Raw genomic sequence first — 12390 nt, forward strand, 5'->3', positions numbered from 1 at the left:
CTCGTGATTAAGAGACTTTTTGTTAAGAAATAATGAAGCAGAGAGTAGTTAAAGAGGAAAACCTGACAGCATATATCTTATACAGCAAGCTTCAATTGAGCCTAGTAATGGATAAAGCCTATCTCGGTGACTTGAGTGATTGGGAAATAAAAAGAGATTGGTAAAGTATAATACAATAATTAGTCATGCTTTCCAGAGACTTTTGATTTTGGTCTTGATGCCATTGTATAACTCCTCGAAAAAGAGATTCCAGAAATAACCATACTGGGGAAATCGCTTGACCAGTAAAGCATCGGAAGGAAAAAGAATTCTTGGGCTTTTCATGGAATAAGGTCTGACTATATATCTTATTTGACTGGGTTCGGGCATCCAATGGCCGATATATATATCTTTTTGAAAAAACTTCGCTTGCAGAAATAATCCTAAAGCTCTATCAAATCCCCAGAGAGGCAACCAAGTTAAAATTTCTCCTATCCTCATGTTGCGGACAAAATCATCTAAGGCTTCTTTCACTAAGGCAGTCTTCCAAATATTATTATTGAACGGTTCTAGATGACAGCCATGAATATCTTTTCTTTTGCCGTAGGGCCATAAAGCTAGTCTTAACTCGAAAGGATTATCTAGGGGAGCGATAGGAACTTCCACTAAATCTTGGTACTTATTTTGTCTTTTTCTAGAGATATTTAACTGATTGATAGCGGGTAGCTCCGGCCAGGGAGCTTTAATTCTTTCCTCATCGAGATAATCAATTCCCCCCTTATGGAGACGCAAGAGCCAACTTTGGGGAAAATTATCAAAGTAATCTTTCGCTAAGGCAACCACCTGAGGATGCAAGAAATCATCATCATCGAGAGCCAACACATATTGACCGGAAGCATTGAGAAGACCGACGGCCCTCTGGGCCGTTTCTCCCTGATAAAGACTATGAAAAATTTTGACTCTGGGGTCTTCTACGGAAGGGGTAACTGCTCCGGGAGGATAAACCCAAATAAATTCTACTTCCCCTTGAATTGCCAGAAGTTGTTGCAACCAATATTCGGAAAATTTGCCCAGAGTTGGAGTAACGATTGATAGAATTGGTGAGTTGATCATTATTAGCTGACTATCCCTCTTTTCCTAGTCGATAAAGTACATATTTTTTGGGAACTTCCCTGAGATTGGTAATCACCAGATTCCACATATATCCATACTGAGGAAAACACTTGACTAGGAAAATTTCTGATAAAATACCATAGCGATTTAGTCTTCTATATTCGGGGGGATTGTTTTCCATGCGTAACTGTTCTGGAGATGGCATGAGATGACCGATGATTTTCCCTTGGCCTTGCTCGAAAAACTTAGCTTGAATAAATAAACCCAAAAGACGATCTAAACACCAAAATGGAATATACCTAAACGGACCCATTAATGGTAACAAACTAACGATATCTTTGCAGGTTGCCTGTACCATTTGAGTGAGCCAGACTTTTTTATCAAAATTTTCAGTATGAGGGCCGTGATGATCTTTTCTTTCGCGCACAAAGCACATCAAATCTAACTTTCTTTTGTCAAAAGGAACGATGGGAATTTCCTTTAAGTAGCCACTTTGAGCGGGGATATCCTGATTTTTGGAGCTTTTATCCCACACTGGCAGCTCTTCTATCCGGGGCAGCGGTTGCCAGGGAGCGGTCAGTTCTTTTGTTTCCCCATACTGAAATCGCTTAGTACAGAGTCTCATCACCCAGCTATCTGGAAATCGCTGGAAATACTGTAGAACCATGGTCAAGATATCGGGATGAAGAAACTCATCACAATTAATGGTTAGTGTGTAAGGTACTGTCCCATTCATCAATCCACTAATTCTTTGAATAATTTCTCCCCGCAAGGGACTGACTATTTGCTGTACCCTGGGGTCGGACGTGGGATACTTAGGTGCTTCTGGTGGATGAACCAAGATAAATTCTACTTCTCCCTTGACCTCGGTCAGCGCATTAAACCAGTGGTCAGCGAATCCTTCTCTAGTGGGAATAACAATTGATAGGCTTGGTGTTGACACCTTGTCCATGATAAAAAAATTTTTCCTCTATTTTTTGATGCCATTGTATCATAGTTCTCCGGCAACAAGGAAAATTTCTGGAAGATTGGAAGGCTGAGAGGTCAAGAGTGGGAATTCAAGAGAAGTAAAATCGATATTCAACTTGTTTCCCATCCTAAAATCTGATTTCTAGGTTTTTTAATCTGGCTCTTCGTTCCTGGAGAGTACGAAGTTTAGAGTGGTGGAATCGAGTAACGGTTATGGGGCTAAGTCCAGCGGATCAGGATTGGGGATGGGGTCGGGTTTGGCGGCGAGTAATTTAGGCAAAAGTAGACTGGGTGGGCTTTGCGGGAAAAAGGCTTGGGCGAGGGTGTTGCAGGGCGAGTAGAGCAATCCGCTCGCTAGGCAAGCCATGGCGGGGAAGAGTGCGAACCAGCCAGGGAAGTCTGCCTAAATGGTCTTAGGCAATTCTAAACTGAGAACTGGGAGCAAACCAAGGGCATTGAGAGTAACAAAACCTTCAAAGGCTTCGACTTTAGCCAAAATTTGAGCCTGATCATCCTGGGGATAGTCAGATTTCCCCCCGGCAAGAACTTTGCACTGTCCAGTACTCTAGAAGAGCCAAAAGTAAAAAGGAAAAAAACGGAGATAGGAGTGGGAAAATTAATACTGATAACTGATAACTGATAATCCTGTGGCTGTTTTAAAAGATAATCGGGCTACCGTCCAAAAAGTTCTCTGGATCACCCTACTGCTGAACATTTTGGTTATGGCGATCAAAGCGGGGGTGGGTTTGAGAATTGGTGCTTTAAGTCTGCAAGCGGATGCTCTCCATAGTGTCACCGATAGTGCCAATAATGTCTTGGGATTAGTAGCGATGCGGTTTTCCTCTCCCTATCCCGATCGAGATCATCCCTACGGACATCTGAAATACGAAGCGATCGGAGCTTTAGCGATCGCCGCATTTTTGGGGATTGCCTGTTTTGAAATCTTGCAAGGGGGGATCATGCGTATTATCAAAGGAGGAAAACCCGTCGAGATTGCAGGTCCTGAGTTATGGCTATTAATTATCGTTTTAGGGGTGAATATTTTTGTCACCTATTATGAAAGATCGGTGGGGCAGCGTGTCGGTAGTGCGATTTTGATTGCCGATGCTCGTCATACCATGAGTGATGTGTGGGTGACAATTACGGTTTTATTGGGTTTAGTCGGGGTTTGGGTGGGCAATACGGCTAATATTCCCCAATTACAATGGTTAGATGTGATTTTGTCCTTTCCCGTCGCTTTTTTGGTGTTTAGCAGTGGTTGGAAAGTCCTGATGGAGAATTTACCTTTGTTAGTGGATGAAATGGCGATCGCTCCTGAAGTGATTCATCAAATTGTCATGGAGGTGCCGGGGGTGCTTAATTGTCATGCGATCGCATCTCGGGGAGTGGTGGGAAGACAGGTATTTATAGAAATGCACCTAGTTGTCTCCGCTGAAGATGTGGAAACTGCTCACGCAATCACGGAAGCGGTAGAAGCAAGATTAACCCAACAATTTAGCCCTGTGAGAATTTTAATTCACGTTGAACCGCCGGATTATCGTTCCGATCAGATCACTTTTGATGAAGAAGTGTGAAGCAAAAAAGCCTAAAATAAGTAGCAAACTTTTGCTAGAGGTGGCCATGGCGACAGAAAATCAAGCTAGAAACATAGTAATTACTGGTGGAGCGGGATTTATCGGCTCGAATTTTGTTCATCATTGGTGCGAGAATTATCCTGAGGATCGTGTCATTGTTCTCGATGCTCTTACCTATGCGGGTAATTTGAATAATTTAGCGACACTGAAAGATAGAAAGAATTTTCGTTTTCTGCAAGGGGATATCTGCGATCGAGCTTTAGTTGATCAATTATTTGCTGGTGAAAATATCGATACAGTTGCCCATTTTGCCGCCGAATCCCATGTGGATCGATCGATTCTTGGACCTGGGGCTTTTGTGCAGACTAATGTGGTGGGAACTTTTACTCTATTAGAAAGTTTTCGGCAACATTGGTTAAGTAATCATCAACCCGATAACTATCGTTTTCTGCACGTTTCCACCGATGAGGTTTATGGCAGTTTAGGAGTAGATGATCCGGCTTTTACCGAAACTACTCCCTATGCTCCTAATAGTCCCTATTCTGCCTCAAAAGCGGGGAGTGATCATCTAGCGAGAGCTTATTTTCATACCTACGGAATGCCGACAATTATTACTAATTGCTCTAATAATTATGGTTCCTACCATTTCCCAGAAAAGTTAATTCCTTTGATGTGTATTAATATTCTTTTGGGTAAACCTTTACCCGTTTATGGTGATGGTCAAAATGTTCGAGATTGGTTATATGTGCGGGATCATTGTCAAGCTTTAGATACAGTTATTCACAAGGGAAAAGTGGGAGAAACCTATAATATTGGCGGAAATAATGAGGTCAAAAATATCGATTTAGTCAGGATGTTATGTGAGTTAATGGATGAATTAGCTCCCGATTTACCCGTGAAACCTGCTCAGAATTTAATTACTTTTGTCAAGGATCGCCCTGGACACGATCGCCGGTATGCTATTGATGCCAGTAAAATTCGCACCGAATTAGGTTGGCAACCTCAAGAAACCGTAGAGGGGGGATTAAGAAAAACCATTCAATGGTATCTCGATCATCGGGATTGGTGGCAACCTTTGTTATCCAAAGAATATCAAGAGTATTATGGGAAAGTTTACGGTTAGAGAGGGGTAAAAACTTTAATCTTAATTTTGGGTGTGTTAGCCAAAACTAACACCCTCAAACCTTGTACCTCACTATTAAGATATCGGCGTTATTTTCAATAATATCGAAAGGCTGCCCACCGTTCCCTCGATCGCCACTTGTGGAAATACCGCCTGGATGAGTTAGAATCGGAAAGGAGAATTTTTGAGTAACCATGATCAAATTACGTCTAAAACGCTTTGGTAAAAAACGCGAAGCCAGTTATCGTATCGTTGCGGCCGTTAGCACCAGTCGTCGCGATGGTCGTCCCCTAGAGGAGTTAGGATTTTACAATCCCCGCACCGATGAAGTACGTCTGGATGAAGAAGGGATTATCCGACGCTTACAACAAGGTGCGCAACCGACGGACACCGTGCGCGGCATTCTCACCAAACAGAAAATTTTCGAGAAAATCAATGCCTAGTACCCCCAATTATCTCGAACTGGTGAAATTTATGATCGAGCCGTTTTTGGAAGATCCAGCCAGACTGAGATTGGATATCGAGCGCTGTAAGGAAAATGAACGTCTTTGGGTGCGTGTAGCCTTCGATGATGCCGATAAAGGCAAAGTTTACGGCCGGGGAGGACGTAATTTACAGGCGATTAGAACTACCCTAGAAATGGCGGCCGCGAGTGCGGGTCGCTCTCTTTATCTAGAAGTCTATGCGGCCGAAAATGAAGGCGAACAGCGCCGCACCCGTCGTTCTAATGGTAACTTTGAAGGTACGGAAAGAAGACCGAGCAATCGCCGACCACCCGCACCCCGGCAGCTCAACAACTAACGAGCGATTTTAGGAAAACAGGGAAGGGGTTTCAACCTCGACCCTCTCCAGTTGCTCTAATTGCTGCCAAACTTTGGCGAGTAAAGTCGTTAATCCGGCTCCTGTTACGGCGGAAATAGTCAAAATCTCGGCATTGGTTATTTTAGCAAACTGCTTTTGGTAGTTATCTATCGTTTCCTCGTCCACAGCATCAATTTTGTTGAAAACCAGTATTTGCGATCGCTTTTCCAATTCCCGACCATAGGCGGCTAATTCCCCTTGAATAATTTGATAATCGGCGATCGGGTCTTCTGATGTCAAGGAGACAAGATGAATTAACAGGCGTGTGCGTTCGATATGGCGTAAAAATTCGTGTCCTAAGCCGATTCCTAGGTGCGCTCCCTCGATTAATCCAGGAATATCGGCGAATACCGTCCCATCTCCCGTGGGTTTGCGTACCACTCCCAAGTTAGGAATGAGAGTCGTAAAGGGATAATCGGCGATTTTGGGACGAGCAGAGGAAACGGCCGAGATTAGGGTGGATTTTCCCGCATTGGGCAGCCCGATAATGCCCACTTCCGCTAATAACTTCAATTCTAGGCGTAAATGGCGTTTTTCCCCGTCTAAACCGGGTAAAGCGTATTCGGGTGCGCGATTATTATTGCTTAAAAAGTGGCGGTTGCCTAATCCCCCTTTTCCCCCGGCAGCCACGATTAAAGTCTGTTCGGGAGTGACCAAATCGCCGATAATTTCCTCGCTATCGAGATCGTAAACCACTGTACCACAGGGAACTTTAATAATGCGATCGCTCCCGTTGGCTCCGGTGCAGTTGTTGGGGCCGCCCCGTTTACCGTCATCGGCCTTAAAATAGCGACTATACTGGAAATCTAGCAGGGTTTGCAGGTTCTGAGTGGCCACAAAAATTACCGAACCACCTTTTCCCCCATTACCTCCGGCCGGACCGCCGGCGGGGACGTATTTTTCCCGACGGAAAGCGACAATTCCATCACCTCCCTTACCCCCTTCCACTTCTATTTCGGCGCGATCAATAAACTGCATAAGATTAAGTAGTTAAAGTGAAAAAATGATCAAGCTTAAAGCTGTTATATGTTAATATCTTGCCAATTTAAAGCTTCTGCAAATCCCCGAAAATGTTTGACATTGGTAGTAGCGATGACTAGATAACGGCTCGGATCTTGTTTTTTTAATAACTGCCAATGAGCAAGAATAATAATATCTACGTCAATATTGTAATTATCAGCCGTTTGTTGGCCAATCTTTCGAGTTTCTACCCAAATTTGTGACGATTCTAACATCACCTCGGTATCTAAATTATCTAGCTATTAAAGGAATTTTTCTTGACCGATTCTAATAATAGGCTTTTTCTGACTTCATAATCACAGCTATCGGAACTAACTACATAAGCACCCTTAGACAAAAGTGAATAAGGCCAATCTTCCCAGTTTACCCGCTTTTTTAGGATGAGTTAATCAACCCAAAACCCCCGAATCGATAAAGACGATCATCCTTGGCTATAAAGCTTTGAACCCAAAGGACGATCATTATCAATCGCAGTCTGAAAATTGAGGAAAGACTGGGAAATTTCTTGGTCTTGCTTATCGGTTATTTGTGACCGTTTTTGTCGTCTTTGTTCTAAGATAGCCAAAGCCGAACGATTTCGTTTAATTTGCTCTTTTCGATCCCAATCTGGATAATTGACAAGTTTGGGTTTTAATTGATTCATCTCTTTAACTGGAAATTGTCTATCATCATCTTAGCCGATCCCTTGACACTTCACAACTCCAGTCACTATCTCCAAGGTTTTTAGTACATTTGTTCGGAAAGAAAAAACTTGTTTCTGGGCGGGGAATCCCTACAATAGGAAACAGGATAATTAGTAGCAGATGAAAACCGATGGGCCAGTTTTTTAAACAAACTTTCGCTAGTTGCTTGGGAACTTTATTGGGATTATTGGCATTTTCGGTCTTAGGTGTGGGAGGATTAGCATTTTTACTGCTTTCCTTGCTTATTTCTAGCGATAGCTCCTCAGTTAAGGAAAAATCGGTCTTAGTTTTTAACTTGGCCACCAATATCAGCGATGCTCCCCCTAGTTCCAGTTTAGCCGATAGTTTGACCGGTGAGAGTACGACCACTTTAAATTTGCGACAGGTGATAGCGGCGATCGAAAAGGCCACCCTTGATGATAATATTGTCGGTCTGTTACTCTACGGTCGCAACAATGTCGGTGAATATGGCTATGCTACCCTGACGGAAGTGCGGCAAGCTTTGGCAAATTTTCGCCAATCAGGTAAAAAAATTATCGCCTACGATGTGGAATGGACGGAAAAGGAATATTATCTCGCTTCCGTTGCTGAAAAGGTGATTATTAACCCCGTGGGGAGAATGGAAATTAATGGGTTAAGTAGTCAACAAACCTTTTTTGCCGATGCACTAGAAAAGTATGGTGTGGGGGTACAAGTGGTAAAAGTGGGTTCTTTTAAAGGTGCAGTGGAACCCTATACGCGTCAGGATTTAAGTGTCCAGAATCGTCAGCAGCTGCAAACCCTACTCGATACAATTTGGTCTAACTATAGTTCCACAGTGGCCAAAAGTCGTAATTTAACCCCCCAACAGGTGCAAACTATTTCTGATACTCAAGGTATTCTGGAAGCAACCACGGCGAAAAAGGCGGGTTTTGTTGATGAAGTGGCCTATTTAGATCGAGTAATTGTTTTAGCTAAAGAGTTGACGGGAGAAGCAAAAAATAAAACTAATGAGGAGGAAAATTCTGGCTCTTTTTCGCAAATTTCTTTAGCTAATTATGCTAGTTCTCTCGATGATGAGGGGGGAGATAGTAGCAATCAAATAGCGATAGTTTATGCAGAAGGGACAATCGTAGAAGGTCAGGGAGATAGAGGCCAAATCGGTGGGGATAAATTGGCGAAAGAACTGCGAAAATTACAGGGGAAGGAGGAGGTGAAAGCGGTAGTTTTGCGGATTAATAGTCCGGGGGGAAGTGCCACCGCTTCTGAGGTGATTCTGCGGGAAATTAAGCGTTTAGATGCGACCAAACCGGTAATTATTTCTATGGGTGATGTGGCAGCTTCTGGGGGTTATTGGATCGCCATGGGGGGTCAAAGAATTTTTGCTGATAATGATACAATTACTGGTTCGATAGGTGTGTTTGGATTATTGTTAAATATCCAGAAGATTGCTAATAATAATGGCATCGATTGGGATACGGTAAAAACTGGACAATTAGCCGATATATCTACTATTACTAGACCGAAAAATCCCCAAGAATTAGAAATTTATCAAGGGGCAGTTAATCGGTTCTATGATTTATTTATCGAGACGGTGGCCAAGGGGCGAAAATTATCCCCAGACAAGGTTAGAACTCTGGCCCAAGGTCGTGTCTGGACGGGAAAAGATGCGGTTAAAATTGGTTTAGTTGATCAAATTGGTGGTCTAGAAGTGGCAGTACAATACGCAGCCAAAACAGCTAAATTAGGGGATGATTGGAGTCTTCAAGAATATCCTCGATCGCAAAGTTGGCAAGAAGAACTTCTCTCTAATTTCTTGCAAACCTATCTTCCTCCTCTCACTAAAAATAATCATCCTTTGACGCAGGAATGGCAAAATTTTCAGCAGGAATTATTAAAGTTACCTACATTTAACGATCCCCATCGTGTTTACGCTAAGTTACTTTTTAATCTCGATTTTCGCTGATACTTAGGTAAAAATAATGCCCGCTAATTCTGAAATTCTTTAACAAAAATTTCTATGAATCGCCCTAATAGCGTTATTCTTGGTTTAGCCTATATTCTGGGATTATTATCTACAGGTCTGCTAGATTTTAGTCCCCAGTTAAACCGATGGCAAGAAGTGGTAATTAGAATTGTTATTCTTGGTTTAATTACCCTGTTAACCACAACTTTTATCCGTCGTTTTTGGTGGCAAAGTCCCCCGAAAAAAATTTGGCTGATAGCGGGATTAATAGCTATATTTGCCGTTGTTTATCTGGAAATTCGCACTCCTTACCCCAGCGCAAACGATATCAGTCATCTTTTAAAAAATAATGTGGTTAACTCTATTAAAATCACGGGCAGTATTAGATCAGAAATTCGTCTCAATCGCCGAGAAAATTTACAATTTTGGTTAGAAGTAAAGGAATTTAGCCTTAGGAATTTACCCACAAAAAAATCCGAGGGTAAACTCTACGTTACTCTCCCCAATCTAGCAGAAAATCAGGTTTATCCCGGACAAGAAATAACAGTTAAAGGATTACTTTATCGTCCCCGTCGTGCCAATAATCCCAATGCTTTTGACTTTGCTAATTATCTAGCGCGTCGGGGTGCTTTTGCTGGTTTAAAAGGGGAGATAATTATTGATAAAAAGTCACCGACTTGGGGAGTTTGGCAGATTCGTCAGCGCATTGTTGAGGCACAAATTCAAGGACTAGGGCAAGAAAAAGGCACTTTATTAAGTTCAATTACTCTCGGACGACAAGCGGTTAATTTGCCAGCAAAAATCACTGATTTATTTATTAAAACTGGATTGGCTCACATTTTAGCAGCTTCTGGCTTTCATGTGGCTATTTTGTTGGGATTTGTTTTAACTATTACTCGCAATTTATCCCCTAAAAAACAGTTTATTATTGCCCTTACTATCTTAATAATTTACGGAACTTTAACAGGGTTACAACCTTCAGTTCTGCGGGCGATTTTGATGGGAATTGGGGCATTAATCGGTCTGCTTTATAATCGACAAGTTAATAGTTTAGGTTCCCTGTTACTAGCGGCTACAATTCTATTATTATGGCAACCTCTCTGGATTTGGGATTTAGGATTTCAGTTAAGTTTTTTGGCAACTTTGGGATTAATTATTACCGTTCCTTTACTGAAAAATAAAATTGACTATTTCCCTAATTTAATCGCTGAACCTATAGCTATTAGTCTAGCTGCCACTCTCTGGACTATGCCTTTATTAATGTTTACGTTTAACTCGATCACTCTTTATAATATACCCATTAATATTATCACAACTCCCCTAATTACCCTAATTAGTTTAGGAGGAGTTTTTACTGCTTTTTTAGGCTTAATTTATCCCCCTTTGGGCAGTATCGGCGCTAGTATTCTCTATTACCCTCTAGAGTTATTACTGCAAATTACCACCTTTTTTAGTCGGCTTCCTTTTAGTACCTACTCCACAGGTAAATTATCTTTAGGAGTGATGTTAATTATTTATATTTGCCTTACCTTAATCTGCTTTAATCTCTGGTTTCGTCAACGGTGGCATTTAATCGGGTTATTTATCCTCGCTGTAATTTTAATACCGATTATTTATCAGCATTTTACTTTAACTCAGGTGACAGTTTTAGCCACCAAATCGCAACCGGTAATAATTATTCAAAATCGAGGAAATACTCTCTTAATTAATGGGGAAGAACCTGCCACAGCACGTTATACAGTTTTACCTTTTTTGCGACAGGAGGGAATTAATCAAATACAAGGAGCAATAACCGTCAATAATTCGGCGCAATTCTCAACTATCAGTGAGGATATACCGATCCAAAAAACTATTAATTTATCCCAGTCAGAAAAATTTAATCTTGGTGAAATTACTGGACAATTGCTCGAGAAAAATTTATTTAAATTTCAGGTAAAAAATCAATCTTGGCTATGGATTGTCAACCCGAAAATTCCCGTTAATTTATCCCAAGAATTCAGCCCCCTAGTGTTATTATGGCAGGGAAGTAATCTAGATAAACAATGGTTAGAGTCAATTCGACCACAAACAGCGATCGCTGTCACTAACAATCTCTCCCGCAATGCCAGAAATCAACTGAGAAAGGCTAGGATTAAGACTTACTGGACCGGGAGAGATGGAGCGATTCAATGGACAGCAAAAAATGGATTTCAACCTTTTCTAATTAATGAGTGATGTGTACTACCAAAACCGAACAAGGAGCATGATGCACCACATAATTACTGACACTACCTAAGATTAACTCAGATAAACCCGATCGACCGTGACGACCAACAATAATTAAATCTATCCCCTCTTGCTGGGCAACTTGACAAATTTTCTGCCCTGGATCACCGATATAATAATCAGCCTTGGCCGTGATATTATCTTCCTTAGCTCGATCGACTAAACCGTTTAACCAAGCCTGTAATTCTGCCTGCATTTCTTCGGTGATTTGTTGTTCTAAGGCGATCATATCGGAGGGATAACCGCCACCATAACCGATCAGATTACCATAAATAAAAGTTTCCGTGTAGGGAATCAAAGGTTTAGACAGACTATAAATAATCCGCAACTCACTAGCGTAGGTTTTTGCTAAGAGGATGGCCGCATTCAACACCTCTGGAGTGACATCTTGATAATCCACAGCCACGAGAATTTTATTATAGAGTTTGTTGGTATCCCGATCGACTGAGAGTGTTTCCGTATTATTCATAGAATTAACCTCCTCGATAGCAGATAACTTCAGGGTTGAAGTTGCTTTTTTCCCATCGGCTGCCAGCAATACTCTGGGGAAATAGTCAAAAATTGCTGAAAGCTGATGATTGATAGTTGACGCTCCTCTACCTCTAGTGTGACATTTTTCGGATAATCTAGCTGAATTACCAAGAAAATTAACAATTTACCCTACTGTCACCTCCCTGTTCTGCTCCAAGCGCCCATCATTTGTTGATACAAATCATAGTCAGAAGAGGATCGAGATTACATCTATATTGGCGCTAATGGGGGATTATAGATTGAAAGCGGATGTTTAAAGCTGTCCGGGCGTGTAAACCTCTTACAAATACATTGTATTTATAAATGTCAGTCCTTTTACACGCCTTT

The 12390-nt window shown here is 41.7% G+C and carries 12 protein-coding genes; 6 read left to right on the forward strand and 6 right to left on the reverse strand.

The window, feature by feature from the left end:
* Nucleotides 1–183: 183 nt before the first annotated feature.
* Together IM462_RS05775 and IM462_RS05780 are read right to left on the reverse strand one after the other, a co-directional pair.
* Entirely contained in the window at nucleotides 184–1092 is a 909-nt protein-coding gene (locus IM462_RS05775) for a glycosyltransferase family protein (RefSeq protein WP_287703529.1), read from the reverse strand.
* Between the two features lie 10 nt (nucleotides 1093–1102).
* Entirely contained in the window at nucleotides 1103–2044 is a 942-nt protein-coding gene (locus IM462_RS05780) for a transposase (protein ID WP_287703531.1), read from the reverse strand.
* Between the two features lie 664 nt (nucleotides 2045–2708).
* Between IM462_RS05780 and cdf31 the strand changes: the two genes are divergently transcribed.
* The 4 genes from cdf31 to IM462_RS05800 all read left to right on the forward strand — a co-directional run bounded on the left by cdf31 (nucleotide 2709) and on the right by IM462_RS05800 (nucleotide 5559).
* The gene (gene cdf31 / locus IM462_RS05785; RefSeq protein ID WP_287703533.1) at nucleotides 2709–3635 is read left to right on the forward strand and encodes a CDF family zinc efflux transporter Cdf31; all 927 of its coding nucleotides are present in this window, start codon (nucleotides 2709–2711) and stop codon (nucleotides 3633–3635) included.
* A 46-nt stretch (nucleotides 3636–3681) separates the two neighbouring features.
* Complete coding sequence (gene rfbB / locus IM462_RS05790) at nucleotides 3682–4758, forward strand: dTDP-glucose 4,6-dehydratase (RefSeq protein WP_002801907.1); 1077 nt, start codon at nucleotides 3682–3684, stop codon at nucleotides 4756–4758.
* 194 nt (nucleotides 4759–4952) lie between these two features.
* The gene (gene rpsP, locus IM462_RS05795; protein ID WP_002780060.1) at nucleotides 4953–5201 is read left to right on the forward strand and encodes a 30S ribosomal protein S16; all 249 of its coding nucleotides are present in this window, start codon (nucleotides 4953–4955) and stop codon (nucleotides 5199–5201) included.
* Complete coding sequence (locus tag IM462_RS05800) at nucleotides 5194–5559, forward strand: KH domain-containing protein (RefSeq protein ID WP_287703535.1); 366 nt, start codon at nucleotides 5194–5196, stop codon at nucleotides 5557–5559. Before rpsP ends, IM462_RS05800 begins: the two co-directional genes overlap by 8 nt.
* 9 nt (nucleotides 5560–5568) lie before the next feature.
* Here IM462_RS05800 and obgE read toward each other — a convergent pair whose 3' ends face one another.
* From obgE to IM462_RS05815, 3 genes are all read right to left on the reverse strand, one after another.
* Nucleotides 5569–6597, reverse strand: a complete 1029-nt coding sequence (gene obgE / locus IM462_RS05805; RefSeq protein WP_002801904.1) for a GTPase ObgE — start codon at nucleotides 6595–6597, stop codon at nucleotides 5569–5571.
* A 44-nt stretch (nucleotides 6598–6641) separates the two neighbouring features.
* Complete coding sequence (locus tag IM462_RS05810) at nucleotides 6642–6854, reverse strand: hypothetical protein (RefSeq protein WP_287703537.1); 213 nt, start codon at nucleotides 6852–6854, stop codon at nucleotides 6642–6644.
* A gap of 206 nt (nucleotides 6855–7060) precedes the next feature.
* Entirely contained in the window at nucleotides 7061–7282 is a 222-nt protein-coding gene (locus IM462_RS05815) for a hypothetical protein (protein ID WP_079206340.1), read from the reverse strand.
* A 170-nt stretch (nucleotides 7283–7452) separates the two neighbouring features.
* Here IM462_RS05815 and sppA point away from each other — a divergent pair, with 170 nt between their 5' ends.
* The gene (gene sppA / locus IM462_RS05820; RefSeq protein ID WP_287703540.1) at nucleotides 7453–9267 is read left to right on the forward strand and encodes a signal peptide peptidase SppA; all 1815 of its coding nucleotides are present in this window, start codon (nucleotides 7453–7455) and stop codon (nucleotides 9265–9267) included.
* A gap of 54 nt (nucleotides 9268–9321) precedes the next feature.
* Complete coding sequence (locus IM462_RS05825) at nucleotides 9322–11481, forward strand: ComEC/Rec2 family competence protein (protein ID WP_287703542.1); 2160 nt, start codon at nucleotides 9322–9324, stop codon at nucleotides 11479–11481.
* On the opposite strand, the gene IM462_RS05830 is transcribed toward IM462_RS05825, so the two are convergent.
* On the reverse strand, nucleotides 11471–12001 hold the full coding sequence (locus tag IM462_RS05830) for a universal stress protein (protein WP_287703544.1): 531 nt from the start codon (nucleotides 11999–12001) through the stop codon (nucleotides 11471–11473). The two genes, IM462_RS05825 and IM462_RS05830, sit on opposite strands and share 11 nt — an antisense overlap.
* Between the last annotated feature and the right edge of the window lie 389 nt (nucleotides 12002–12390).

Source organism: Microcystis sp. M144S2, from assembly GCF_020246065.1.
Classification (GTDB): domain Bacteria; phylum Cyanobacteriota; class Cyanobacteriia; order Cyanobacteriales; family Microcystaceae; genus Microcystis; species Microcystis ichthyoblabe_A.

Coding starts and splice junctions, on each gene's coding strand:
- IM462_RS05775 (WP_287703529.1), bottom strand. CDS start 1,092: ATGATCAACTCACCAATTCTATCAATCGTTACTCCAACTCTGGGCAAA.
- IM462_RS05780 (WP_287703531.1), bottom strand. CDS start 2,044: ATGGACAAGGTGTCAACACCAAGCCTATCAATTGTTATTCCCACTAGA.
- rfbB (WP_002801907.1), top strand. CDS start 3,682: ATGGCGACAGAAAATCAAGCTAGAAACATAGTAATTACTGGTGGAGCG.
- rpsP (WP_002780060.1), top strand. CDS start 4,953: ATGATCAAATTACGTCTAAAACGCTTTGGTAAAAAACGCGAAGCCAGT.
- IM462_RS05800 (WP_287703535.1), top strand. CDS start 5,194: ATGCCTAGTACCCCCAATTATCTCGAACTGGTGAAATTTATGATCGAG.
- obgE (WP_002801904.1), bottom strand. CDS start 6,597: ATGCAGTTTATTGATCGCGCCGAAATAGAAGTGGAAGGGGGTAAGGGA.
- IM462_RS05810 (WP_287703537.1), bottom strand. CDS start 6,854: ATGTTAGAATCGTCACAAATTTGGGTAGAAACTCGAAAGATTGGCCAA.
- IM462_RS05815 (WP_079206340.1), bottom strand. CDS start 7,282: ATGAATCAATTAAAACCCAAACTTGTCAATTATCCAGATTGGGATCGA.
- sppA (WP_287703540.1), top strand. CDS start 7,453: ATGGGCCAGTTTTTTAAACAAACTTTCGCTAGTTGCTTGGGAACTTTA.
- IM462_RS05825 (WP_287703542.1), top strand. CDS start 9,322: ATGAATCGCCCTAATAGCGTTATTCTTGGTTTAGCCTATATTCTGGGA.
- IM462_RS05830 (WP_287703544.1), bottom strand. CDS start 12,001: ATGAATAATACGGAAACACTCTCAGTCGATCGGGATACCAACAAACTC.